Genomic DNA, 24,621 nt, shown 5'->3' with positions numbered 1-24,621 from the left:
AAACCGGATCAAAGATGGATGACGGCCAGGTCCAGGCGGCCGTAATCGCCTTCGCTGTGCTCGCTTCTGGGCGGCACATGATGGGTTTTCATGACCTGATCGCCCTGCAGGGTTTCCAGGTGAATGTCGAAACCCCAGAGGCGGTGCAAGTGCTTGAGCACTTCCTCGGTGGACTCTCCCAGCGGTTTGCGGTCGTGCTGTTGGTGGCGCAAGGTCAGAGAACGGTCACCACGCCGGTCGATGCTATAGATCTGCACGTTGGGCTCGCGATTGCCCAGGTTGTACTGTGCCGCGAGAGTTTCACGGATGATGCGGTAGCCTCCTTCGTCGTGAATGGCGGGCACCAGCAGGTCGTCCTTCTGGTCGTCATCGAGAATGCTGAACAGCTTCAGGTCGCGGATCACCTTGGGCGACAGGTACTGCAGGATGAAGCTCTCATCCTTGAAGCTGCTCATGGCGAACTTGATGGCTGCCAGCCAATCTGTGCCAGCAATTTCCGGGAACCAGTGGCGATCTTCCTCAGTGGGTTCTTCGCACATGCGCCGGATGTCCCGGTACATGGCAAACCCGAGAGTGTAGGGGTTGATTCCGCTGTAGTAAGGGCTGTCGAAGCCCGGCTGAAAGACCACGCTGGTGTGGGATGTCAGGAACTCCATCATGAAGCCGTCGGTGACCAGGCCCTCGTCGTACAGGTCGTTCATCAGGGTGTAGTGCCAGAACGTGGCCCAACCTTCATTCATCACCTGGGTCTGACGCTGTGGATAAAAATACTGGGCGATCTTGCGCACGATGCGCACGATTTCCCGCTGCCATGGCTCCAGCAGCGGCGCGTGTTTTTCGATGAAGTACAGGATGTTTTCCTGAGGTTCGGCGGGAAAGCGTGCGTTGTCCTTGTCGCTGTACTTGTCCGCGCCCTTGGGAATGGTGCGCCACAGATCGTTGATCTGTTTCTGTAGATGTTCTTCCCGGTCCTTTTGCCGGCGACGTTCTTCTTCCGCGGAGATCGGATAGGGGCGTTTGTAGCGGTCGACACCATAGTTCATCAGTGCATGGCAGGAGTCGAGCAGGTCCTCGACCGCGTCGATACCGTGGCGCTCTTCGCATTGCATGATGTACTGCTTGGCAAACACCAGGTAATCGATGATCGAACTGGCGTCGGTCCAGGTGCGGAACAGGTAATTGCCTTTGAAAAAGCTGTTGTGCCCGTAGCAGGCATGGGCCACCACCAGCGCCTGCATGCAGATGGTGTTTTCTTCCATCAGGTAGGCGATGCACGGGTCGGAGTTGATCACGATCTCGTACGCCAGGCCCATCTGGCCGCGTGTGTAGGACTTTTCGGTGCTGAGGAAGTGCTTGCCGTAGGACCAGTGGTGATAACCCAGTGGCATACCGACCGAGGCGTAGGCGTCCATCATTTGCTCGGCGGTGATCACTTCGATCTGGTTGGGGTACGTATCGAGTGCATAGCCAGCCGCAATACGACTGATTTCGCGGTCGTAGGCCTGGATCAGCTCGAACGTCCATTCGGAGCCGGTGGAAATGGGTTGGCGTTTCTGCTCTTTGGCGGTCATGTCACTAACCTGCGCTGGAAGAGTTCACGGAAGACCGGATAGATATCCCCGGCCGAGACCAGTTGTTGCTGGGCAAAAGTGTCGGAAAAGGCTTCGGCGATGCGCTCGTACTCGAACCACAGGGCCTGGTGTTCGCGCGGGGTGATCTCAACGTAAGTGTAGTACTGCACGAATGGCATGATCTGGTTGATCAGGATGTCGCGGCAGATCGGAGAGTCGTCGTTCCAGTTATCACCGTCGGAAGCCTGGGCGGCGTAGATGTTCCACTCGTTGCTCGGATAACGCTCGGCCATGATCTCCTGCATCAGTTTCAGGGCGCTGGAGACGATGGTGCCGCCGGTTTCCCGGGAGTAGAAAAATTCCTCTTCATCCACTTCGCGGGCGCTGGTGTGATGGCGGATGAACACGACGTCGATCTTTTCGTAGTTCCGCTTGAGAAACAGGTACAGCAGGATAAAGAAGCGCTTGGCGATGTCCTTGGTCGCCTGGGTCATCGAGCCGGACACGTCCATCAGGCAGAACATCACGGCCTTGGAACTGGGGTTGGGTTGCTTGATGAGCAGGTTGTATTTGAGGTCGAATGTGTCGAGAAATGGTATGCGGTGGATGCGCGCGCTGAGTTTTTCGATTTCAGCTTCTATTTCCTGAATATCGCCGAAGTTGTCTGGTTCTTCCTGCTTGAGTCGCAGAAGTTCTTCCTTGGCTTCGCGCAGTTTTGCCCGGCTGCTGCCGGACAGGGCGATTCGCCGGGCGTGGGCTGAACGCAGGGTGCGGATGATGTTGATCCGCGACGGGTTGCCCTCGTTGCTGATCCCGGCCCGCACGGTCTTGAAGGTATCGGTGCCGGTCAGGTTGCGCTTGACCAGGTTGGGCAGTTCGAGATCCTCGAACATGAATTCGAGGAATTCTTCCTGGGTGATCTGGAAGACGAATTCGTCCATCCCTTCGCCGGAATTACCGGCCTTGCCGGGGCCTCTACCGCCACCGCCTCCCGGTGGGCGGGCGATATGTTCGCCGCTGGTGAATTCCTTGTTGCCCGGGTGCACGACCGTTTGCTTGCCGCCGCGACCGTGGTGGAGCACCGGCTCGTCGATGTCGCGGCCGGGAATGCTGATTTGTTCGCCGTGTTCCATATCGGTAATGGAGCGCCGGCTGACCGCCTCTTCGACAGCCTTTTTGATGTGATCACGGTAGCGCCGCAGAAACCGCTGGCGGTTCACCGTGCTCTTGTTCTTGCCATTGAGACGTCGGTCGATCACATAGCTCATGACTGCTCCTTAGAAGCTGTCCTGAAAGGGGCGAGCGGTGATGCAGCAAGGGACTGAGAGCCAAGGGATGTACGACGCTCCCCCAAGCGCTGTGGATGCTGCTTGAACTCGCTACCGACTTTCGAACACCTTCCAGAGGCTTGTGTAACAGAAAATGCATACACAGGCCTCTGGCTGACGACAACCGGTCTGACCGGCAGCGGTTTATTGTGATTTTCTGACCCGCAGGTACCACTCGGACAGCAGTCGCACCTGTTTGTCTGTGTAGCCCCGCTCGACCATCCGTGTGACGAAGTCGTTGTGTTTCTGCTGGTCCTCTTTGCTGGCCTTGGCATTGAAGCTGATGACTGGCAGCAAGTCCTCGGTGTTGGAGAACATTTTCTTCTCGATGACCACCCGCAGTTTTTCGTAGCTGAGCCAGGTCGGGTTCTTGCCGTTGTTGTTGGCCCGGGCGCGCAGGACGAAGTTGACGATTTCGTTGCGGAAGTCCTTCGGATTGCTGATGCCGGCCGGTTTTTCGATTTTCTCCAGTTCTTCGTTCAACGCTACGCGGTTGAGGATCTCGCCGGTTTCCGGGTCGCGGTATTCCTGGTCCTGGATCCAGAAGTCGGCGTACAGCACATAGCGATCGAAGATGTTCTGGCCGTACTCGCTGTAGGACTCGAGGTAGGCGGTCTGGATCTCCTTGCCGATGAATTCGATATAGCGCGGTGCCAGGTACTCCTTGAGGAAGCGCAGATAGCGTTCGCGGGTCTCCGCCTGGAACTGTTCCTGTTCGATCTGTTGTTCCAGCACGTAGAGCAAGTGCACCGGGTTGGCGGCGATTTCGTGCGGATCGAAGTTGAACACCTTCGACAGGATCTTGAACGCGAACCGGGTGGAGAGACCGTTCATGCCTTCGTCGACACCGGCGTTGTCGCGGTATTCCTGGATCGACTTGGCTTTCGGATCGGTGTCCTTGAGGTTCTCGCCGTCGTACACGCGCATCTTCGAGTAGATGTTGGAGTTTTCCGGCTCCTTGAGGCGCGAGAGCACGGTGAACTGGGCCAGCATCTTCAGGGTATCCGGCGCGCAATGAGCCTTGGCCAGCGAGCTGTTGAACAGCAGCTTGTCGTAGATCTTCACTTCGTCACTGACCCGCAGGCAGTACGGCACTTTGACGATGTAGATCCGGTCGATGAAGGCTTCGTTGTTCTTGTTGTTGCGGAAGGTATGCCATTCCGATTCGTTGGAGTGGGCCAGCAGGATCCCGGTGAACGGAATCGCACCAAGACCTTCGGTGCTGTTGTAGTTGCCTTCCTGGGTAGCCGTCAGCAATGGGTGCAGCACCTTGATCGGTGCCTTGAACATTTCGACGAATTCCATCAGACCCTGGTTGGACCGGCACAGTGCGCCCGAGTAGCTGTAGGCATCGGCGTCGTTCTGTGGGAATTCCTCCAGTTTGCGGATATCGACCTTACCCACCAGTGCCGAGATGTCCTGGTTGTTTTCATCGCCCGGTTCGGTCTTGGCCACGGCGATCTGGTTGAGGATCGACGGATAGAGTTTGACCACGCGGAACTGGCTGATGTCGCCACCGAATTCGGCCAGGCGTTTGGTGGCCCATGGCGACATGATGGTGTTGAGGTAGCGCCGTGGAATGCCGAAGTCTTCCTCGAGGATCGCGCCATCTTCGGTGGCGTTGAACAGACCCAGGGGTGATTCGAAAACCGGCGAGCCCTTGATCGCATAGAAGGGTATTTTTTCCATCAGTTGCTTGAGCTTCTCGGCCAGGGACGATTTACCGCCACCGACGGGGCCAAGCAGGTAGAGGATCTGTTTCTTCTCTTCCAGGCCCTGAGCGGCGTGGCGGAAATACGATACGATCTGGTCGATGCATTCTTCCATCCCGTGGAAGTCTTCAAAGGCCGGATAGCGGCGGATCACCTTGTTGGAAAAGATTCGCGACAGTCTCGAGTTGGTCGAGGTGTCGAGCAGCTCCGGTTCTCCGATGGCCAGCAGCAGACGCTCGGCGGCGGAAACGTAGGCGCTGCGGTCCTTTTTGCACAGCTCCAGGTACTCTTGCAGAGAGAGTTCTTCCTGGCGTGTGGACTCGAAGCGTTGTTGGAAGTGGCTAAAGATACTCATGACGTCACCTCGCTCGATACGTGGAGCCGACGCCGGATCACTCAGTCGATGCTGGCAGCAACCGAACAGGCGGTTGCTGTTTACCCCCCAGAACTCCCTCAAGGCTTACCGCCCCGAAAGCTACTCCCGATGACCCGTGCGCCGGTGTACCGGCTCTCCCCTGTTTTGGATGGCCTGCGCTTAAGGATAGTTGGGAATTCGGCAGGTAAAGGCGAGATACGAAATTGTTTGTGGCAGACCGTTCGTCTGCCACCGCGCCAGCCCGCGGGAGCCGGGGCCTGCAACGTTACAAAAAAATTATTCGGAGGTGCCTTGTGCGGTTTCTGCTGGATACGTCGTACGCCACAACTCAAATCCGCCATCCATGCTGTAGACGTCGGAGAAGCCCTGGCTGATCAGGTAGGCGGCCGCGCCCTGGCTGGAATTGCCGTGATAGCAGACCACCACGGTCGGTGCGTCGAGGTCGGCACCCTGGATGAAAGCGTGCAGGGAATGATTGTCCAGATGCTTGGAGCCTGCGATGTGCAGGGCGGCAAAAGTGACCGGGTCTCGGACGTCGACCACCACCGCGCCTTGTTCGCGCAGGGCCTGGGCCTGTTCCGGGGGGATACGTTTGAATTCGCTCATGGCGGGCTCCTGTGGCTCGGCTGAATGGGCAGTCTAGCGCGGGGCGCCGGCTGACGATGTTTGGGGAATGGATAAGGCGACTGGCGGCACGACATGACCGTGTTCGTCGCATTTGCACGAAAGGCGCTCACCGCTGTCGACGTTCATCAGGGTCAGGGCGCCGCCCCAGACGCAACCGGTGTCGAGGGCCGAGATGCCCGGCTCGTCGCACTTGCCTTCCAGTGCTGCCCAGTGACCGAAGATGATTTTCACATCCCTGGTCTTGCGCTCCTTGTGCTGGAACCAGGGCTTGTAGCCGGCGGGCGCGGTATCGAGGCCTTCCTTGCTCTTGAGGTCGAGTTTGCCTTCGGCGGTGCAAAAACGCATGCGCGTGAAATAGTTGGTGATCGCCCGCAGGCGCGTCACGCCTTTGAGGTCGTTGTCCCATTTCGCCGGATCGTTGCCGTACATGCCATCGAGGTAAGGCGGCAACAGGTTGTCGTCACGCAAGGCAGTCTCGACTTCGGCAGCACACTTCAAGGCTTTGCGCAGCGACCACTGGGGTGGAATGCCGGCATGGACCAGTGCAATGTTGCGCTGTTCGTCGTAGTGCATGAGCTTTTGCTGGCGCAGCCATTCGAGCAGTTCGGCGCAATCCGGCGCTTCAACGATCTCGCGCAGGGTATCGGCCTTCTTCAGGCGCTCGATGTTGCGTCCGGCCGCCAGCAGGTGCAGGTCGTGGTTGCCGAGCACGCACACCAGCGATTCGCGAATGCCGTAGAGGAAGCGCAAGGTTTCCAGAGACTGCGGGCCGCGGTTGACCAGGTCGCCCACCAGCCACAGACGATCCCGTTGTGGGTCGAACGCCACTTGTTTGAGCAGGCATTGCAGGGCTTGAAGGCAGCCTTGCAGGTCACCAACCGCGTACGTCGCCATCAGTGCAGGGCTCCGGGCACCGCCAGGCGGAAGGGCGCGATGATGGCATCGAAATGTTTGCCGTCGTCGGAAAGCATCTGATAGGTGCCTTGCATGGTGCCGACCTTGGTGGTCATGACCGTGCCGCTGCTGTAGGTGTGGCTCTTGCCGGGGTCGATCAACGGCTGCTGACCTACTACGCCTGCGCCGCGCACTTCTTCGACATGCCCGTCACCATCGGTGATGACCCAGTGCCGTGAAAGCAGTTTGGCGGGCATTTCGCCGTTGTTTTGCACGGTGATGGTGTAGGCGAAGGCAAAGCGGTCGTGCTCGGGTTGCGATTGTTCTGCCAGATAGCGGGTGACGACGCTGACGTCGACCTGATAACGAGGATCGGACATGCAAGGGGCCTTAAAAACGAAGCGGGACGCGGGGCGTAGCTGATGGGTTCAGTCTAGGCCAAGTATCGGGTAGTAGACCAGAGTGGTGTCCTACCCGATAGCGCTTATCGCCTGTCAGACTGCAACTGGCGTTTGTGGCGCTTGCTCGCTGAGCTTGTCGGCCAGACGCACGAAGGCGGCCAGGTCGAGTTGCTCGGGACGCAGGCTGCCATCGACGCCGGCGGCTTCGATTTCGGCATTGCTCAGCAGCAGCTTGAGGGTGTTGCGCAGGGTTTTGCGGCGCTGGTTGAACGCTTCGCGCACGACGCGCTCCAGCAAGCGGTGATCCTTGGCCGGGTGCGGCAATACCGCGTGGGGCACCAGGCGCACGATGGCCGAGTCGACTTTCGGTGGCGGGTTGAACGCGCCTGGGCCAACGTTGAACAGGTGCTCGACCCTACAGTGGTACTGAACCATGATCGACAGGCGGCCCCAGTCACCTCCACCAGGACCGGCAGCCAGGCGCTCGACCACTTCCTTTTGCAGCATGAAGTGCATGTCGCGGATCAGGTGCGAGTTGTGCAACAGGTGAAAAATCAGTGGCGTGGAGATGTTGTACGGCAGGTTGCCGACCACGCGCAGGCTACCTGGCGCGGCATTCAGGCTGTTGAAGTCGAACTTCAGTGCATCGCCCTGATGCAGATTGAAGTTGCTCCTGCCGGCAAACTGCTGGTTGAGGATCGGGATCAGGTCCTTGTCCAGTTCCACCACGTCGAGTTGCGCGCCGCTGCTGAGCAGGCCTTGCGTCAGTGCGCCCTGGCCCGGGCCGATTTCCAGCAGGCGGTCTTCTGCCTTGGCATGAATGGAACGCAGGATACGGTCGATAACGCCGGCATCGTGCAGGAAGTTCTGGCCAAAGCGTTTGCGCGCCTTGTGTTGGTATTGCTCGGTCATAAACGGGTCTCGGCCATCTGGTAGGCGGTTTCCAGGGCGACTTGCAGGCTGCCGGTGTCGATCTTTCCACTGCCGGCCAGGTCCAGGGCAGTGCCGTGGTCGACCGAGGTGCGGATGATCGGCAAGCCGAGGGTCACGTTGACTGCTGCGCCAAAGCCTTTGTACTTCAGCACCGGCAGGCCCTGGTCGTGGTACATCGCCAGCACCGCATCGCAGTGCTCCAGATATTTGGGGGTAAACAGAGTGTCGGCGGGCAGGGGGCCGCGAAGGTCCATGCCCTCGCCGCGCAAGCGCTCTAATGTGGGTTCGATGATATCGATTTCTTCATGGCCCAGGTGTCCGCCTTCGCCGGCATGGGGGTTGAGCCCGCAGACCAGGATACGTGGCTGGGCGATGCCGAATTTGTTTTGCAGGTCGGCGTGCAGGATTCGCGTGACGCGTTCCAGGCGCTCCGGCGTGATTGCATCGGCAATCTCGCGAAGGGGCAGGTGAGTGGTCACCAGGGCCACGCGCAAGCCACGTGTGGCCAGCATCATCACCACTTGCGCGGTGTGGGTCAGGTCGGCGAGGAATTCCGTGTGCCCGGAAAAGGCGATGCCGGATTCGTTGATCACGCCTTTGTGCACCGGCGCGGTGATCATGCCGGCAAAATCCCCGCTCAGGCAGCCCTGGCCGGCACGGGTCAGGGTTTCCAGAACGAAGGCAGCGTTGGCCTTGTCCAGTTGCCCGGTGACGACCTTGGCATTGAGCGGTGTATCCCAGACATACAGGCTGTTGGCTGGCGCGGGTACATCCGGCCAGTTGTCCGGTTTTACCGGCAGCAAGTCGACAGCCACGCCCAGTTGCGCGGCCCGCTCAGTGAGCAGGTCGCGGCTGGTAATGGCAATCAGGGGGTGGGGCTGGGCTTGGGAGGCGAGCAGCAGGCACAGGTCAGGACCTATGCCGGCTGGTTCACCGGGTGTCAGCGCGAAACGTTGGGTTTTCACTGCGCTGCCTGGTCGGCGCCAGGGAGTTTGATTTCCACGTACGCTTCATCACGGATCTGACGCAGCCAGGTTTGCAGCTCTTCGTCGTATTTGCGGTTACGCAAAACGGTCATTGCCTGTTGCTCGCGGGCCTGTGAGGTGCTGTCGGTGGCGCGACGGCCAAGGACTTCCAGGACGTGCCAGCCGTATTGAGTCTGGAACGGCCTGGACAGCTGACCTTGCGGGGTCTTGGCCATCACTGCGCGGAACTCGGGCACCAGCGCGTTCGGGTCGATCCAGTTCAGGTCGCCGCCGTTGAGGGCGGAACCCGGGTCTTCCGAGTAGCTTTTCGCCAGCTCACCGAAGTCTTCACCAGCCGCGATACGGCTGTAGAGCGACTCGGCCAGGGCCTTGGTTTTCGCTTCGTCGCGGATCGGGCTCGGTTTGACCAGGATGTGGCGCACATGCACTTCATCGCGCATCTGGGTCTCGCCGCCACGCTTGTCGAGAATCTTCAGGATGATGAAACCACCCGGGGTGCGCATTGGCTGGGTGACATCACCCACCGGCATGGTGCTCAGCAGCCGATCGAACGGCGGAGGCAGTTGAGCGGCCTTACGCCAGCCCATGTCGCCACCTTCCAGTGCGGTTTCGCTGGCGGACTTGGCGATGGCCAACTGACCGAAGTCAGCGCCTTGCTTGAGTTGCTGGTAAATCGCATTGGCCTGTTTGGCTGCATTCTGAATCGCGTCGGAGTTGGCGCTTTCCGGCGTAGGAATCAGGATGTTGGCCAGGTGGAACTCTTCGGACAGCTGCATTTTGCCCAAGTCGGACGCCAGGAAGTTCTTCACTTCCTGCTCGGAGACCTGAATGCGTTCGGCAACCCGACGCTGGCGCACACGGCTGATGACCATTTCGCGGCGAATCTGCTCACGCGCGTCGTCGTAGGACAGGCCGTCGCGAGTCAGGGCGGCGCGGAACTGCTCGACTGACATGTTGTTGCGCTGGGCAATGGTGCCGACAGCCTGGTTCAACTCTTCATCGGTAATGCGGATGCCAGAGCGATCGCCGATCTGCAATTGCAGGTTTTCGACGATCAGGCGCTCAAGTACCTGCTGCTCCAGCACACTGGCCGGCGGCACGGCAGAGCCACGCTTGGCAATGGTTTGCTGAACGTCATGAACGCGCTGGTCCAGTTGGCTCTGCATGACCACGTCGTTGTCGACGATGGCCACCACCTTATCGATGGACTGTACGGCGGCACTGGCCGCCGTGCTCAGGAACAGCGCGCCCAGCATCAGCGGGCGCAGACAATCAGAAAGCTTGGTCTTCACGTTCACGATAACCTTGAATGCCTTTGTCGAGGAAGCTCTCTGCCTTGGCGCCGGTGAGGCCGCCGAGTCCCTTCAGAACAATTTGGAGGAAGACGCCATGGTCGCCTTTTTCGTTTTGCGGTGCTTGCTGGCTGAACTCGTCATAATCAACGAAGTAGCGGTTGATCAGGCGCAGTTTCCAGCAGCAACTGTCGTACTCGAAACCACCGAAGGCTTCCAGGGTACGGTTGCGGTTGTAGTCATACTGCCAACGGCTGATAGCGCTCCATTGCGGCACGATCGGCCAGATCACCGAGAAGTCGTGCTGCTGGATCTTGTAGTAATCCTTCACGAAGCCAGGCTGGCCAGGGGTGCCGTAGTCACCGCCGAACTGCCATTTACCGGTGTTCTGGTTATAGATCACCTGGTCGTTACGATAGCGATAGCCAACGTTGACGACCTTGTTCGGGTTGTCTTCAGGCTGGTAGTGGAACATCGCGCTGCCCGAACGAGGGCTGCGGCTGTCCGGGTCCCAGTTGTAGTCGGCCGTGGTACGCCAGTCGCGGTTCCAGCGATACTCGTATTCCAGTGCATATGGGGAAACGCTGGCTTTGGCGTCGTCACGGTCGTTGAAGTTCACGCCTGGCAACTGGACTTCACGGTCCTTGAAGTACAAGGCCTGGCCGACACTGATGCGTTGACGCTCGAAACCGTTGTCTTCGATCCAGCGGCTGGTCACACCCAGGGACAATTTGTTCTCGTCGCCGACACGGTCGGAACCGGAGAAGCGGTTGTCACGGAACAGCGATGCAAAGTTGAAGGTGTTTTCGCTGGTGTCGAATACCGGGATGTCTTCCTGGTCGACTTCAGGCACGTACAGGTAGAACAGGCGCGGCTCGAGGGTCTGGCGGTAGTTCTTGCCGAAATACTGGGTATTGCGATCGAAGTATAGGCCGCTGTCGATGCTGGCGATCGGCACGCCGCGGTTCTGGTTGCTGTCGAAGGTCCCGCTGAGCTTGTCCTGCTCTGCGCTTTGCGCGGCGATCTGCGCCTTACCGGTGTTGTCCAGATCCAGTTGGTACTGGGTGTACTGGTACTTGAGCGTCGGTTTCAGGAAGCCGTAGGTCCAGTTCAATGGCAGGCTGACAGCCGGAGCCAGGTTGAGTCGGTCGCCATTGGCGCGAGCCAGACCTTGAATGTTGTTATCAAGACGGGGAGAGCCGACGCCGTCTTCGTCAAAGTATTCCCCGTTCTGCAGATCCCGGTCAAACCGTACGACTTCGGTGTTGTACGTGAAATCCAGGCCTTCCGGATGATAAGGCAGCATACCGTCGAGGGTTATCTGCGGCAGGCGGTCGTACGGCGTAATGTTCGAAACGGTCGCCAGCTGAAAGGCCTGGGCATTTACGCGAGCGGTATAGCTGTCGCCGCGATAGGTGACAGAGCCCTGCTGGTTCACGTAGTCCTGGCTTTTCACGCCAATCTGGTCGGTCTGCAGATCCTGGAAGTAATACGGATCGCTGATCTTGGTGTAGTCGACTTGCGTGAGCACTCGCGAGTCGAGACCACCCTTGTGCTGCCAGTTGTACATGTAGCGGGTTTTTTCGGCGTCTGACTGTTTGTCGCGCTCGTCGCTTTCGTCGTTGAGGTACGCCGCGCCGAACTGGCCTTCGCTGGACTTGGTCAGGTAGCGGAATTCGCCTTCCATCAACAAGCCGTGCTTTTCCATGTAGCGCGGGTACAACGTGGCATCGTAGTTCGGCGCCAGGTTGAAGTAGTACGGGGTGACCAGCATGAAGCCGGTATCGCTGCCGGTGCCAATGGTCGGCGGCAGGAAGCCGGACTGGCGACGGTCGTCGATCGGGAAATAGATGTACGGCGTGTACAGGACCGGAATGTCCTTGACCCGCAGCGTCACGTTGGTCGCCGTACCGAAACCGGTGGCCGGGTTCAGGGTGATGTTGTTGCCCTTGAGCTGCCAGGCGTTGCTGTTCGGTTCGCACGTGGTGTACGTACCATCCTTGAGGCGGATGATCGCGTTCTCGGCACGTTTGGCGTACAGCGCATTACCGCGGATACGGGATTTGTGCATCACGTATTCGGCGTTGTCGACCTTGGCTTCACCGGTGTCGAGCTGCACGTCGGCGTGGTCGCCGACGATCAGTGCGCCGTTGTCGCGAATGCGCACGTTGCCGTTCAGGTCGCCACGGCTCTCGGCCTGGTACAGGTTGGCTTCGTCGGCTTCGACCTGCATGCTGCCCTGGCGCATGACAACGTCGCCGGCCAGGGTCGCGACCTGCTCATCCTGCTTATAGCGGGAGGCTTTTGCGCCGATAAAGGTTGGAGCGTCACTTTTATCCGTCTTGTCATCCATGCCAGGACGAATCGGTTCGATATAGGAACCAGAGCAATAAGGACCGGTTTCGGCCAATTGTGCGGCGGTGAGCTGCTCGCGGGGAACCCAGTCGAGGTGACTGTAGTCTGCGCTACGCGACTTCAGGCCACGGCCTTTGGACTCGGTGACCAGCACCGGCTTGGCGCCAGTGTCTTGGCTGGAACCGTTCTCGGCCGGGGCTTCGCCGGTGGCGGAAACTGCGCTGCCATCATGAACGGGACGCGGTGGCAATGCAGCCGCCGGCGACTTTGGTGCACAGTCCCAGGAACCCGAAGCAGAGACTGAGCAGTCAAACTGTTCCGCGGCGACCACGTAGGAAGTGGCAAGGGGTTGCAGCGCCAGCAAACTGCCGGTAACCAACAACGGAAATTTTTTACGAAACGCGGGGGATTTCAATGCCATCTTATTAGTCCGGGCTTCCTGCGTGCCATCTGCCCGCGGTGTGGGCCGCACGCCTCTCGATGGTCTGAAAAAGATGCTGGATAATAAAGCATGACCCGCTTGACGGCTAGCGCCGTCGGAGACCCTTGCAATGCCTGATCAAGATGTACGCTTGCAACACCTGAATGTTTGGCTCGATGAACAATTGGCGACCCTTTTTGCCGAGCAGGGCTGGGGCGCCGTCCCCCCGGCCACGTTGACTGCGGCCAGCAGCGACGCGAGCTTTCGGCGGTATTTTCGCTGGGAAGGCGGTGGCAAAAGTTTCATTGTGATGGACGCGCCGCCGCCCCAGGAAAACTGCAAACCCTTCGTGGATATCGCCTTTTTGCTGGCCAAATCCGGAATAAATGTGCCGAAAATTTATGCCGAAGACCTCGAGCGCGGTTTTCTTTTGCTCAATGACCTGGGCAACAAGACCTATCTGGACGTCATCGACAACGAAAACGCCGACGATTTGTTCAAGGATGCCCTGCAGGCGTTGCTGGCTTTCCAGCAGTTGCCGATGGTTGCGCCATTGCCGAGCTATGACGTGGCCTTGCTGCGTCGTGAGCTGGAACTGTTCCCTGAGTGGTACGTGAAGCGCGAATTGGGCATAGAATTCGACGCGGCGCAGCAAGTGCTCTGGCAGCAGGTCAGCGAACTGTTGATCGACAGTGCCCTGGCACAGCCAAAAGTCCTGGTGCATCGTGACTACATGCCGCGCAACCTGATGCTCAGCGAGCCCAATCCCGGTGTGCTGGATTTCCAGGATGCGGTGTACGGCCCGGTGACCTACGATGTGACCTGCCTGTTCAAGGATGCGTTTCTCAGCTGGCCCGAGGCGCGCGTGAACGGCTGGCTTGAAAACTACTGGCAGCAAGCAAGCGCCCTCGGCATTGCGGTGCAACCCGAGTTCGAGGACTTCCTGCGGGCCAGCGATTTGATGGGTGTGCAACGCCATCTGAAAGTCATCGGCATTTTTGCGCGCATCTGCCATCGCGACGGCAAACCGCGTTATCTGGGCGATGTGCCACGTTTCTTTGCGTACATAGAAGCGGTGATTGCTCGCCGTCCTGAACTGGCCGAGCTGGATGTGTTGCTGGCCAGTCTGCGCGCCGGAGTGAAAGCATGAAGGCAATGATTCTGGCAGCGGGCAAAGGCGAGCGCATGCGCCCGCTGACCCTGGCCACGCCAAAACCTCTGGTTCGTGCAGGCGGCGTGCCGCTGATCGAATATCACCTGCGAGCACTGGCCGCGGCCGGGTTCACCGACATCGTGATCAATCACGCCTGGCTCGGTCAGCAGATCGAAGACTATCTGGGCGATGGTTCGAATTATGGCGTGAGCATCCAGTACTCGGCGGAAGGTGAGCCCCTGGAAACCGGCGGCGGGATTTTCCGCGCATTGCCGTTGCTGGGGGATGAAGCGTTTGTGGTGGTCAATGGTGACATCTGGACCGATTACGACTTCAGCGTGCTGCATCAACCCATCAACGGCCTGGCGCACCTGGTGCTGGTCAGCAACCCGCCCCATCATCCGGCCGGGGACTTCTGCCTGGTCGAAACTCTGGTGCACGACCGTCAGCCGGAATCAGCCACCCTGACTTACAGCGGCATCGCCGTGTTGCATCCGCAGTTGTTCGACGGTTGCACCGCGGGGGCCTTCAAGCTCGCGCCGCTGTTGCGCAAGGCCATGGCTGACGGTCAAGTGACTGGCGAACAGCTGAATGGGCACTGGGTCGATGTCGGCACTCACGAGCGTCTGGCCGAAGTTGAAACATTAATCGAAGCGAGCCGCTGACATGTTGTGGCCAGGGACTCTGATTGGAGCCGGAGCAGGCTTTGCCATAGCCAGTATTCCGGGGGCCTTGCTTGGCGCGTTGTTGGGGCAGGCGCTGGACCGGCGCTTGCACCTGCAGAGCTGGGGGCATTTGTGGGAAAAGCTGGGCGGTCGCCCGGTGTTGCGTAACGATGAATTGCTATTTGTCCTGTTGGGGCGCCTGGCCAAGTGCGACGGCCAGGTGATGGCCGGGCACATCGATCAGGCCCGAGCGGAAATGCGTGCGCTGGACATGTCCGAGCCGGCCCGGCGTCGTGCGATAGCCGCGTTCAATCGCGGCAAGTCAGGCCGCGACCAGCTACGTGGTTATCTGCGTCGCCTGAGTGCCCAGCCCCATGCGGCGGAAGGCGTGTTGCGCGCCTGCTGGCGAATGGTCTGGGCCGATGGTCGTGCCGGCAGCAGTGAGCGTGAGTTGATCGGCCAATGGGGCCAGTGGCTGGGCTGGACGCCGCGCCAGGTACAGGCGTTGGCCCATGACTATGAGCCGCAGAAGCGGCCATTGGGCAGCAGCGTGCCAAGTTATCAGGAAGCGTTAAGGCTTTTGGGGGTGTCGGCCACCACTGAACCGGCGCAGATCAAGCGTGCCTATCGGCGTCTGCTCAGTCGCCATCATCCGGACAAGATTGCCGGCAGTGGCGCGACGGCGTTGCAGGTGCGTGAGGCTACCGAGCGAACGCGTGAGCTGCATAACGCCTACACGCTGATTCGGGAGCGGCGGGATTTTCGCTAGTAAGGAAGGTTTGCGTTGTTTGTGGCGGCCCCATCGCGAGCAGGCTCGCTCCCACAGGGGATCTTCTAACGCTGGAGATCTGATGTGGGAGCGAGCCTGCTCGCGATGAAGGCGCCTCGGTCTATCAGTCAACCGGGTTCTGCGGATTCAACCAACCCCGCACCCGACGGAACAATTGCTCCTGTTCAGCCTTGGTATCCGGTAACGCCTTGAGTGCGACCTGGTTGAATGCCGATGACTTCAGGCGTTTGCTGGCCTGCAGGCGCTCCAGTGCTGCGTCGCGATCCAGCGCTTTGTCCTTGTAGAAAATATCCGCGGTCGGCAGTTTCAGGGACGGGGTCAGCTCTGCCAGCCCGGGTGTGGCTGCCACAGGTGTCCGGGCGGCAACCATTACCAGTTTTTCGACTTGCGACGGCTGCTTCTCGCTCAGGTAACGCGTGGCCCAATAGGCGCCGGAACCATGCCCCAACACCACGATACTGCGGGCGCTTTGCTGTTCGGCGAAGGCGATCGCGGCGTCGATCCGGGCGAAGATGCGCTCGGCATCTGCCTTGGACTGTTCCTCAGTGGTCTCGGCAATGGCCTTGTCGGCCACGTCGGCCTCGCCACCGGCCACTTGTTCGATGGGGGCCGCGGTGGTCGAGTCTTTGCTGCCGGTTTCGGGGGCCTTGGGAGCCGGCGCTGCTTCCACGACTCGTGGCGCAATGGCATCGCTTTGCAGGTCCGGCAAGGTGATACTCAGGCTGCTCCACTCGGTGTCCGGCAGTTTGCGCCGTAAAGGGCCAACCGCTTGCGGCCAGTCAACGGTTTCGCCGGTGCCGGGGATGATAATCACCGTACCTTTGGGGCCGGCGGTATTGGCAGGTTTCCACAATGCCAGAAACGTGTCGGTGCCCACTTGCAGTTGTTGCTGTTCCTGAGCCGGGATTTTTCGCTCAAGTGCAGTCGCTTCTTCCTTACTACGCTCAGGCAACGGCTGACGCTCGAGTGGTTTTTCTTCGGCGGTTTTTTCTGCTGCTGCAGGCGCCGGGTCGGCCGCCTCGACGGAAAAAACGCATGGCAGGATCAGCGACAGGCACAATGCTGGCAGTGCCAGGCGGTAGACAGGGGGCATTGGATATTCCAGGCCAGAAGTTGTTCCGGCAGCCTAATGGGTTGGTCAGTATTTGTCAGTGTGTGAGAGTTCAATGATGCGTTTACGCTGCCTGTGGGTTATCGGCTGTTTGTGGTTTCCCTTGATGGGTTGGGCGGCGGCCATGCCCCCGGAGCACGTTGCCCAGTTGACCCCGAAACAACAACACTGGCTGGCGCAGCAGGACGAGTTGCGGGTCGGCGTGGTGTTGCAGGCGCCCTATGCGCAATATGATCGCCGCTTGCAGCGCCTGTCCGGGGTGAATGTCGACTTGATGAAGTGGCTGGCAAAGACCCTCAACGTCGAACTGAGCTGGCGTAACTTTCCCGACCTTGAACAACTGGAGGCGGCTGCACGCGAGGGCGAAATCGACATCGCCCCGGGGCTGACCCAAACCCCTGGCGGATTACGCCTCTGGCAGTTTTCCGACCCTTACATGCGAGTGCCGCAACTGGTGGTCAGCGACCAGAAAAGCGCCGGCGCTGTCGAGCTGGAAAAGCTCGATAGCCAGACCCGCGTCGCCGTGCGCATGCCCAGCGCCATCGCCGATTACCTGCGTAGCAACTATCCGCACCTGAATCTGCAAGGCGTCCCGATGGAGCGTCAGGCATTGCAATTACTGACTGGCCAGCAGGCGGGTTATGCGGTGGTTGATGAGGCGCAATTGGGACGCTTGTCGGTCGAGACGGAGTTCGCGGGGTTGGTGGTGGTGGGGGATGTCGGCCTGCCGCAGCTGCTGCGGGTGGCCACGCGCCGCGACAAGCCGGAACTGGCGGGCATCGTCGAAAGCGCATTGCGGGCGATCCCGGCCAAGGATCTGGAGCAACTGCACAATCAATGGCTGCAGCCCAAGTATCCGCGGCTCTCCGAGTCTCCGGGCTTTTGGCAGAACCTCTGCCTGTTACTGGCTGTGCTGACGTTAAGCTGCATGGCCATCGTGTTCTGGCAGCGTCGCCAGCAACACAACCTGGAACAACGCCTGCTGGCCGCGCAGGAAGACATCGCCTTGCGCGCCGCCAGCGAAGAGGCGTTACAGCTCACCCAGTTTTCCATCGACCAGAGCACTGTCGGCATCCTCTGGGTCAACTGGGACAGCCACGTGCGCTACGCCAACCGCGCGGCGGAAAGCATGCTGGGCTATCCGGCCGGAGGGATCATCGATCGACCCCTGATCGACTTCGAGCCTGGCCTGCACATGGACCGTTGGCTGAACCTGTGGAAGCGCGCCCGGGCCAGTGAAGACGGCCCGCAAAGTTTCGAATCCAATTGCGTGCGGGCCGATGGCAGCATCCTGCCGGCCGATGTCTCGTTGAGCTTTCTGCGCTTTCGCGATGGCGAATACCTGGTGGTTTACCTCAACGACGTCACCGAGCGGCGCCGCGCCCTGGCCGCCTTGCAGGAAAGCGAGGCGCGGCTGCAAGGCATCGCCGCCAATGTTCCGGGGCTGGTATTCCGCCTGGAGCGGGCGCCGGTGACCGGTCAGATCGACTTTGCCTACATCAGCGAAGGCAGCGAAAGCCTGGTGGGTTATTCGCCGGCCACGCTGGCGCATCGCGACAAAGGCCTGCGCAGCCTCGTGCATCCGGATGACAAGGCCAGCTATCACCAGACCCAGGATCATGCGCTGGATACCGACAGCGACTGGTCGTGGCAAGGTCGAATTCTCACGCGCCAGGGCGAACAGCGCTGGGCAGAAATCAAGGCCATCACCCGCCGGCTGGAAGACGGAGCCTATGTCTGGGACGGTATCGTCTGGGACATCAGCGAGAGCAAGCGCATCGAGCTTGAACTGGCCAGCTCCCGGGAACAACTGCGTGAGTTGTCCGCGCACCTGGAAAGCGTGCGCGAAGAAGAAAAGGCGCGCATCGCCCGGGAAGTTCACGATGAGCTGGGTCAGATGCTGACCGTGCTCAAGCTGGAAACCTCCATGTGTGAACTGGCTTACGCGCAACTCGATCCAGGCCTTAATGAGCGCCTGGGCAGCATGAAGCGCCTGATCGCTCAACTCTTCCAATTGGTTCGCGACGTGGCGACTGCATTGCGCCCACCGATTCTCGATGCGGGTATTGCCTCGGCCATCGAATGGCAGGCCCGACGGTTTGAGGCGCGCACGCAGATCCCGTGTCTGGTGCAAGTGCCGGACAATCTTCCGGTGCTCAGCGACGCCAAGGCTATCGGCCTGTTCCGGATCCTTCAGGAAGCGCTGACCAATGTCATGCGCCACGCCCAGGCGCATACTGTTGAACTGACGCTGGCGCTGGAAGGCGACGAGTTGTGTCTGACGGTCAGCGATGACGGTGTAGGATTTGTCGCCGCGCTTGGCAGGCCAGCGTCCTTTGGGATCGTCGGAATGCGTGAGCGGGTATTGATCATGGGTGGTGAGTTATCCCTTGAGAGTGAACCGGGTGAAGGCACGACCCTGAGTGTGCGCGTGCCGCTGGACCGCCGACAGTCGTAATCAATGAGGAGGGGCAAGTGATTCGTGTACTGGTAGCCGAAGACCACACCATCGTTCGCGAAGGCATCAAGCAGTTGATCGGCCTGGCCAAGGACTTGCTGGTGGTGGGGGAGGCGAGCAATGGCGAGCAGTTGCTCGACACCTTGCGTCATGTGCCCTGCGAAGTGGTGTTGCTGGACATCTCCATGCCAGGTGTCAACGGTCTGGAAGCGATTCCGCGGATTCGCGCCCTGAATAATCCGCCGGCGATCCTGGTGTTGTCGATGCACGATGAAGCGCAAATGGCCGCCCGTGCGTTGAAGGTAGGCGCTGCCGGTTATGCGACCAAGGACAGCGACCCGGCGCTGTTGCTGACGGCCATTCGCAAAGTGGCGTCGGGCGGGCGTTATATCGACCCGGAACTGGCAGACCGCATGGTCTTCGAGGTCGGCCTGACCGACTCGCGTCCTTTGCATTCGCTGCTCTCCGAGCGCGAATTTTCTGTGTTCGAACGCTTGGCCCAGGGCGCCAACGTCAACGATATCGCTCAGCAACTGGCGCTGAGCAGCAAAACCATCAGCACCCACAAGGCGCGGCTGATGCAGAAACTCAACATCACCTCGTTGGCGGAACTGGTGAAGTATGCGATGGAGCACAAACTCCTCTAAACAACACCGCAATCAAAACTGTAGGAGTGAGCCTGCTCGCGATCGCGGTGGATCAGTCAATGCAATGTTGACTGACAGGACGCCATCGCAAGCAGGCTCACTCCTACAAGGGATCTCCGTCTGGTTTGGGATGGCTGGCATATCCAATAGCGACAGCCGTTTTGCTAGTTTTTACGGCTTGCAGCTCGACACTTGTAGCTGCCTTGTCCATTTGCGCCATCCTTGTAGGGCAATCCCTACCCAAAGCCTTCCATCCTGCTGAGGCGAATCTCTCTTGCCCCCCGATTTGCGTGGTCCCCAGTGTCCACTAGGCTTATTCCCACAGCAGTCATCAATAACAAAGGTGTGGGTATGAGCCAGGTCGATTCAAGCGCAGGGGCCAATGATGTTCTGGTCAGCTTTCGTGGAGTGCAGAAGAGCTACGACGGCGAGAACCTGATCGTCAAAGACCTCAACCTGGACATTCGCAAAGGCGAATTCCTCACGTTGCTCGGGCCGTCCGGTTCCGGCAAGACCACCAGCCTGATGATGCTCGCCGGTTTCGAAACGCCGACCGCGGGCGAAATCCTGTTGGCCGGGCGCGCCATCAACAACGTGCCGCCGCACAAGCGCGACATCGGCATGGTGTTCCAGAACTACGCATTGTTCCCGCACATGACGGTGGCCGAGAACCTGGCGTTCCCGCTGACCGTACGCGGCATGAACAAGAGCGACGTCAGTGCCCGGGTCAAGCGGGTCCTGAGCATGGTCCAGCTCGATGCCTTCGCCCAACGCTACCCGGCGCAGCTCTCCGGTGGTCAGCAACAGCGTGTGGCATTGGCCCGCGCACTGGTGTTCGAGCCGCAATTGGTGCTGATGGACGAACCCCTCGGCGCACTCGACAAACAACTGCGTGAACACATGCAGATGGAGATCAAGCACCTGCACCAGCGCCTGGGCGTCACCGTGGTCTACGTGACCCACGATCAGGGCGAAGCCTTGACCATGTCCGACCGTGTGGCGGTGTTCCACCAGGGCGAAATCCAGCAGATCGCGCCGCCGCGCACCCTCTACGAAGAGCCAAAGAACACCTTCGTCGCCAACTTCATCGGCGAGAACAACCGCCTCAATGGCCGCCTGCACAGCCAAACCGGCGACCGTTGCATTGTCGAGCTCGGACGCGGTGAAAAGGTCGAAGCCCTGGCGGTTAACGTCGGCCAGACCGGTGAGCCGGTGACCCTGTCCATTCGTCCGGAGCGAGTGAGCCTCAATGGCTCCAGCGACCAATGCGTCAACCGCTTCTCCGGGCGAGTCGAAGAATTCATCTATCTGGGCGACCACGTCCGGGTGCGCATGGAAGTCTGCGGCAAGACCGACTTCTTCGTGAAACAGCCGATTGCCGAGCTTGATCCATCGCTCGCCGTCGGTGACGTGGTACCGCTTGGCTGGCAGGTCGAACACGTTCGCGCGCTCGACCCTCTTCTAGAGGCGAATTGATCGCCCCGCAATACCAACACCAACCCTGCACGTGGAGAGAACAATAAATGTTGAGATCCCTGAAATTCACCGCTTTGGCACTGGGCATGATGGGCGCGGCACACGCAATGGCGGCCGGCCCGGACCTGACCGTGGTGTCCTTTGGCGGCGCGAACAAGGCGGCTCAGGTCAAAGCCTTCTACGCACCGTGGGAAGCGGCAGGCAACGGCAAGATCGTGGCCGGCGAGTACAACGGCGAAATGGCCAAGGTCAAGGCCATGGTCGACACCAAAAGCGTGTCCTGGGATCTGGTAGAGGTTGAGTCGCCGGAACTGTCCCGTGGTTGCGACGAAGACATGTTCGAGCAGCTCGATCCGAAGTTGTTCGGCAAGAACGAAGACTACGTCAAGGGCGCCATCCAGCCTTGCGGCGTGGGTTTCTTCGTGTGGTCGACCGTGCTGGCCTACAACGCCGACAAGCTGAAAAGCGCACCGACCAGTTGGGTGGATTTCTGGGACACCAAGCAGTTCCCGGGCAAGCGTGGCCTGCGTAAAGGCGCCAAGTACACCCTGGAATTCGCACTGATGGCCGACGGCGTTGCGCCGAAAGACGTCTACAAAGTGCTGGCCGGTAAAGACGGTCAGGACCGCGCGTTCAAGAAGCTCGATGAGCTCAAGCCGAACATCCAGTGGTGGGAAGCCGGCGCACAACCGCCGCAATACCTCGCTTCCGGTGACGTGGTCATGAGCTCGGCCTACAACGGCCGGATCGCTGCCGTGCAGAAAGAAAGCAACCTGAAAGTGGTGTGGAACGGCGGCATCTACGACTTCGACGCATGGGCCATTCCAAAAGGCCTGGACAAGGCGCGTGCCGAAGCGGCGAAGAAGTTCATCGCTTACTCGGTGATGCCACAACAGCAGAAGACCTACTCGGAAAACATCGCCTACGGCCCGGCCAACATCCAAGCCGTACCGTTGCTGTCCAAGGATGTCCTGAAAGACATGCCGACCACCCCGGAAAACATCGCCAACCAGGTGCAGATCGACGTCAGCTTCTGGGCTGACAACGGCGAGCAACTGGAACAGCGCTTCAACGCCTGGGCTGCCAAGTAAGACCGCACCGCGGGCTTACGCTGTAGGAGCGAGCTTGCTCGCGAAAGCGGTGGATCAATCAACATGGATGTTGAATGTGATGGCCTCATCGCGAGCAAGCTCGCTCCTACAAGTTGCGGTGTTTCAACACAACAGGGGCGGTTCGCCGCCTCTGTAACGATCAAAGATTCCCGGAGTACGTCATGGCTATCGCCGTTCCCCTGAACGAGGGCACCAGCCCCACCTTGAAGCAGCGGCTCAAGCACGCCGAGCGGGTCAACCGCTGGAAGGCCCAGGCGTTGATCGCGCCGCTGGTGCTGTTTCTGTTGCTGGTGTTCCTGGTGCCGATCGTGGCGCTGCTCTACAAAAGCGTTGGCAACCCGGAAGTGGTCGGCGGCATGCCGCGCACCGTGACCGCCATCGCCAGTTGGGACGGCCGCGGCCTGCCCGCTGAACCAGTTTACAAAGCGGCGGCCGAAGATCTCGCCGACGCTCGCAAGAACCAGACCCTGGGCGATTTGTCCAAGCGCCTGAACATGGAACTGGCCGGCTACCGCAGCCTGCTGACCAAAACCGCCCGCGCCTTGCCGCTCGCCACTGAGCCGGCTTCTTATAAAGAAGCGCTGGAAGGTCTCGATGAACGTTGGGGCGACCCGGCCTACTGGCAAGCGGTACGCCGCAACACCAGCAGCATCACCCCGTATTACCTGCTGGCGGCCGTCGATCATCGCATCGACGACCTCGGCGAAATCGCTCCGGCCACCCCGGATCAGGCGATCTACCTCGACATCTTCGCCCGCACCTTCTGGATGGGCCTGATCATCACCGTGATCTGCCTGGTGCTGGCATACCCCTTGGCTTACCTGCTGGCGAACCTGCCGTCACGGCAGAGCAACCTGCTGATGATTCTGGTGCTGTTGCCGTTCTGGACCTCGATCCTGGTGCGGGTCGCGGCGTGGATCGTATTGCTGCAATCGGGTGGCCTGATCAACAGCGGCCTGATGGCCATGGGCATCATCGATAAGCCGATCGAGCTGGTGTTCAACCGCGTCGGTGTCTACATCTCGATGGTGCACATCCTGCTGCCGTTCATGATCCTGCCGATCTACAGCGTGATGAAAGGCATCTCGCCGACCTATATGCGTGCCGCGATTTCCCTCGGCTGCCATCCGTTCGCCAGTTTCTGGCGGGTGTACTTCCCGCAGACCTATGCCGGTGTCGGCGCCGGATGCCTGTTGGTGTTCATCCTCGCCATCGGCTACTACATCACCCCGGCATTGCTGGGCAGCCCGAACGATCAGATGGTCAGCTATTTCGTCGCCTTCTACACCAACACCAGCATCAACTGGGGCATGGCGACCGCACTCGGTGGATTGTTGCTGCTGGCGACTGTGGTGCTTTATCTGATTTACAGCTGGCTGGTGGGCGCCAGCCGCCTGCGCCTGAGCTAAGGGGAGAACGAAATGCTGAGTCCTTATATGTCGCCCATCGAACGGGTGTGGTTCTACAGCTTGCGGATTCTCTGCGGCTTGATTCTGTTGTTCCTGATCCTGCCGGTACTGGTGATCATTCCGCTGTCGTTCAACTCGGGGAGTTTTCTGGTCTATCCGCTGCAAGGCTTTTCGCTGCACTGGTACCAGGACTTCTTTGCCTCGGCTGAATGGATGCGTTCGTTGAAGAACAGCATCATCGTGGCCCCGGCAGCGACGGTACTGGCGATGATCTTCGGCACGCTGGCGGCGATCGGCCTGACCCGAGGCGATTTCCCGGGCAAGCCGCTGGTGATGGCGCTAGTGATTTCGCCGATGGTGGTGCCGGTGGTGATCATTGGTGTGGCCAGTTACCTGACCTTCGCTCCACTGGGATTTGGCAACAGCTACACCTCGCTGATCGTCGTGCATGCCGTGCTCGGTGTGCCGTTTGTGATCATCACAGTGTCGGCGACCTTGCAGGGGTTCAACCAGAACCTGGTACGGGCCGCGGCAAGCCTGGGCGCTTCGCCGTTGACCACGTTCCGCCGGGTGACCTTGCCGCTGATCGCTCCGGGCGTGATCTCGGGGGCGCTGTTTGCCTTTGCGACTTCGTTCGATGAGGTGGTGGTGACGCTGTTCCTCGCCGGCCCTGAACAAGCGACCCTGCCACGGCAGATGTTCAGCGGCATCCGCGAAAACCTCAGCCCGACCATCGCTGCCGCCGCGACGCTGCTGATTGCCTTCTCGGTGATCCTGCTGCTGACTCTGGAATGGCTGCGCGGTCGTAGCGAGAAACTGCGTACGGCGCAGGTCTGACGCGGTCCATTGTAGGAGCTGCCGAAGGCTGCGATCTATTGAAGTTGATTTTCAAAATCAAAAGATC

20 protein-coding genes are annotated in these 24,621 nt (G+C 59.9%); 9 read left to right on the top strand and 11 right to left on the bottom strand.

What is annotated here, in order from left to right:
• Positions 1–8 precede the first annotated feature (8 nt).
• From AC1D19_RS07550 to AC1D19_RS07505, 10 genes are all read right to left on the bottom strand, one after another.
• Entirely contained in the window at positions 9–1,571 is a 1,563-nt protein-coding gene (locus AC1D19_RS07550; protein WP_477754890.1) for a SpoVR family protein, read from the bottom strand.
• Complete coding sequence (locus AC1D19_RS07545) at positions 1,568–2,839, bottom strand: YeaH/YhbH family protein (RefSeq protein WP_007993202.1); 1,272 nt, start codon at positions 2,837–2,839, stop codon at positions 1,568–1,570. Before AC1D19_RS07545 ends, AC1D19_RS07550 begins: the two co-directional genes overlap by 4 nt.
• Before the next feature lie 204 nt (positions 2,840–3,043).
• Positions 3,044–4,966, bottom strand: a complete 1,923-nt coding sequence (locus AC1D19_RS07540) for a PrkA family serine protein kinase (RefSeq protein ID WP_108216905.1) — start codon at positions 4,964–4,966, stop codon at positions 3,044–3,046.
• 297 nt (positions 4,967–5,263) lie between these two features.
• The gene (gene glpE, locus AC1D19_RS07535; RefSeq protein WP_477762844.1) at positions 5,264–5,593 is read right to left on the bottom strand and encodes a thiosulfate sulfurtransferase GlpE; all 330 of its coding nucleotides are present in this window, start codon (positions 5,591–5,593) and stop codon (positions 5,264–5,266) included.
• Between the two features lie 33 nt (positions 5,594–5,626).
• Entirely contained in the window at positions 5,627–6,508 is an 882-nt protein-coding gene (locus tag AC1D19_RS07530; RefSeq protein WP_477755970.1) for a symmetrical bis(5'-nucleosyl)-tetraphosphatase, read from the bottom strand.
• A complete protein-coding gene (apaG, locus tag AC1D19_RS07525) occupies positions 6,508–6,888 on the bottom strand; it encodes a Co2+/Mg2+ efflux protein ApaG (protein WP_007980214.1) in 381 nt (126 codons plus the stop codon). Before apaG ends, AC1D19_RS07530 begins: the two co-directional genes overlap by 1 nt.
• 114 nt (positions 6,889–7,002) lie before the next feature.
• Positions 7,003–7,821: a 16S rRNA (adenine(1518)-N(6)/adenine(1519)-N(6))-dimethyltransferase RsmA gene (gene rsmA / locus AC1D19_RS07520; RefSeq protein WP_477755972.1), complete on the bottom strand. Its 819-nt coding sequence runs from the start codon at positions 7,819–7,821 to the stop codon at positions 7,003–7,005.
• On the bottom strand, positions 7,818–8,807 hold the full coding sequence (pdxA, locus tag AC1D19_RS07515; RefSeq protein ID WP_477762843.1) for a 4-hydroxythreonine-4-phosphate dehydrogenase PdxA: 990 nt from the start codon (positions 8,805–8,807) through the stop codon (positions 7,818–7,820). The genes rsmA and pdxA overlap by 4 nt, the downstream gene beginning before the upstream one ends.
• Entirely contained in the window at positions 8,804–10,120 is a 1,317-nt protein-coding gene (gene surA, locus AC1D19_RS07510) for a peptidylprolyl isomerase SurA (RefSeq protein WP_477755974.1), read from the bottom strand. The genes pdxA and surA overlap by 4 nt, the downstream gene beginning before the upstream one ends.
• The gene (locus AC1D19_RS07505; RefSeq protein WP_477762842.1) at positions 10,101–12,896 is read right to left on the bottom strand and encodes an LPS-assembly protein LptD; all 2,796 of its coding nucleotides are present in this window, start codon (positions 12,894–12,896) and stop codon (positions 10,101–10,103) included. The genes surA and AC1D19_RS07505 overlap by 20 nt, the downstream gene beginning before the upstream one ends.
• A gap of 130 nt (positions 12,897–13,026) precedes the next feature.
• Between AC1D19_RS07505 and AC1D19_RS07500 the strand changes: the two genes are divergently transcribed.
• From AC1D19_RS07500 to AC1D19_RS07490, 3 genes are read left to right on the top strand one after another with little or no spacing between them, the layout of a single operon-like run.
• On the top strand, positions 13,027–14,046 hold the full coding sequence (locus tag AC1D19_RS07500; protein WP_477756437.1) for an aminoglycoside phosphotransferase family protein: 1,020 nt from the start codon (positions 13,027–13,029) through the stop codon (positions 14,044–14,046).
• Positions 14,043–14,714 (top strand): N-acetylmuramate alpha-1-phosphate uridylyltransferase MurU, encoded by a 672-nt coding sequence (gene murU, locus AC1D19_RS07495; protein ID WP_477762841.1) that lies wholly within the window; start codon positions 14,043–14,045, stop codon positions 14,712–14,714. Before AC1D19_RS07500 ends, murU begins: the two co-directional genes overlap by 4 nt.
• A 1-nt stretch (position 14,715) precedes the next feature.
• Entirely contained in the window at positions 14,716–15,483 is a 768-nt protein-coding gene (locus AC1D19_RS07490) for a TerB family tellurite resistance protein (protein ID WP_477762840.1), read from the top strand.
• A gap of 124 nt (positions 15,484–15,607) precedes the next feature.
• Here AC1D19_RS07490 and AC1D19_RS07485 read toward each other — a convergent pair whose 3' ends face one another.
• Complete coding sequence (locus AC1D19_RS07485; protein WP_477762839.1) at positions 15,608–16,597, bottom strand: alpha/beta hydrolase family protein; 990 nt, start codon at positions 16,595–16,597, stop codon at positions 15,608–15,610.
• Positions 16,598–16,670: 73 nt separating this feature from the next.
• Between AC1D19_RS07485 and AC1D19_RS07480 the strand changes: the two genes are divergently transcribed.
• From AC1D19_RS07480 to AC1D19_RS07455, 6 genes are all read left to right on the top strand, one after another.
• The gene (locus tag AC1D19_RS07480) at positions 16,671–19,073 is read left to right on the top strand and encodes a PAS domain-containing sensor histidine kinase (protein WP_477759781.1); all 2,403 of its coding nucleotides are present in this window, start codon (positions 16,671–16,673) and stop codon (positions 19,071–19,073) included.
• 17 nt (positions 19,074–19,090) lie between these two features.
• Positions 19,091–19,720, top strand: coding sequence for a response regulator (locus tag AC1D19_RS07475; protein WP_008051638.1), 630 nt, complete (start codon positions 19,091–19,093; stop codon positions 19,718–19,720).
• Positions 19,721–20,071: 351 nt separating this feature from the next.
• A complete protein-coding gene (locus AC1D19_RS07470) occupies positions 20,072–21,196 on the top strand; it encodes an ABC transporter ATP-binding protein (RefSeq protein WP_008051639.1) in 1,125 nt (374 codons plus the stop codon).
• A gap of 47 nt (positions 21,197–21,243) precedes the next feature.
• Positions 21,244–22,287, top strand: a complete 1,044-nt coding sequence (locus AC1D19_RS07465; protein WP_477762838.1) for an ABC transporter substrate-binding protein — start codon at positions 21,244–21,246, stop codon at positions 22,285–22,287.
• 182 nt (positions 22,288–22,469) lie between these two features.
• Complete coding sequence (locus AC1D19_RS07460; RefSeq protein ID WP_108216892.1) at positions 22,470–23,717, top strand: ABC transporter permease; 1,248 nt, start codon at positions 22,470–22,472, stop codon at positions 23,715–23,717.
• 12 nt (positions 23,718–23,729) lie between these two features.
• Positions 23,730–24,554 (top strand): ABC transporter permease, encoded by an 825-nt coding sequence (locus tag AC1D19_RS07455; RefSeq protein WP_046039496.1) that lies wholly within the window; start codon positions 23,730–23,732, stop codon positions 24,552–24,554.
• Positions 24,555–24,621: the final 67 nt, after the last annotated feature.

This window comes from Pseudomonas sp. P1_C12, from assembly GCF_056406435.1.
The sequence above is the reverse complement of the archived record's forward strand: the minus strand, read 5'-3'. Positions and strand labels throughout refer to the sequence as shown.

Excerpts from the sequence above, each read along its gene's own strand:
- apaG (WP_007980214.1), bottom strand. The coding sequence starts at position 6,888 with ATGTCCGATCCTCGTTATCAGGTCGACGTCAGCGTCGTCACCCGCTAT.
- AC1D19_RS07490 (WP_477762840.1), top strand. The coding sequence starts at position 14,716 with ATGTTGTGGCCAGGGACTCTGATTGGAGCCGGAGCAGGCTTTGCCATA.
- AC1D19_RS07470 (WP_008051639.1), top strand. The coding sequence starts at position 20,072 with ATGAGCCAGGTCGATTCAAGCGCAGGGGCCAATGATGTTCTGGTCAGC.
- AC1D19_RS07540 (WP_108216905.1), bottom strand. The coding sequence starts at position 4,966 with ATGAGTATCTTTAGCCACTTCCAACAACGCTTCGAGTCCACACGCCAG.
- AC1D19_RS07505 (WP_477762842.1), bottom strand. The coding sequence starts at position 12,896 with ATGGCATTGAAATCCCCCGCGTTTCGTAAAAAATTTCCGTTGTTGGTT.
- glpE (WP_477762844.1), bottom strand. The coding sequence starts at position 5,593 with ATGAGCGAATTCAAACGTATCCCCCCGGAACAGGCCCAGGCCCTGCGC.
- AC1D19_RS07465 (WP_477762838.1), top strand. The coding sequence starts at position 21,244 with ATGTTGAGATCCCTGAAATTCACCGCTTTGGCACTGGGCATGATGGGC.
- AC1D19_RS07500 (WP_477756437.1), top strand. The coding sequence starts at position 13,027 with ATGCCTGATCAAGATGTACGCTTGCAACACCTGAATGTTTGGCTCGAT.
- murU (WP_477762841.1), top strand. The coding sequence starts at position 14,043 with ATGAAGGCAATGATTCTGGCAGCGGGCAAAGGCGAGCGCATGCGCCCG.
- AC1D19_RS07455 (WP_046039496.1), top strand. The coding sequence starts at position 23,730 with ATGCTGAGTCCTTATATGTCGCCCATCGAACGGGTGTGGTTCTACAGC.
- AC1D19_RS07545 (WP_007993202.1), bottom strand. The coding sequence starts at position 2,839 with ATGAGCTATGTGATCGACCGACGTCTCAATGGCAAGAACAAGAGCACG.
- AC1D19_RS07530 (WP_477755970.1), bottom strand. The coding sequence starts at position 6,508 with ATGGCGACGTACGCGGTTGGTGACCTGCAAGGCTGCCTTCAAGCCCTG.
- AC1D19_RS07460 (WP_108216892.1), top strand. The coding sequence starts at position 22,470 with ATGGCTATCGCCGTTCCCCTGAACGAGGGCACCAGCCCCACCTTGAAG.
- AC1D19_RS07480 (WP_477759781.1), top strand. The coding sequence starts at position 16,671 with ATGATGCGTTTACGCTGCCTGTGGGTTATCGGCTGTTTGTGGTTTCCC.
- rsmA (WP_477755972.1), bottom strand. The coding sequence starts at position 7,821 with ATGACCGAGCAATACCAACACAAGGCGCGCAAACGCTTTGGCCAGAAC.
- AC1D19_RS07550 (WP_477754890.1), bottom strand. The coding sequence starts at position 1,571 with ATGACCGCCAAAGAGCAGAAACGCCAACCCATTTCCACCGGCTCCGAA.
- AC1D19_RS07485 (WP_477762839.1), bottom strand. The coding sequence starts at position 16,597 with ATGCCCCCTGTCTACCGCCTGGCACTGCCAGCATTGTGCCTGTCGCTG.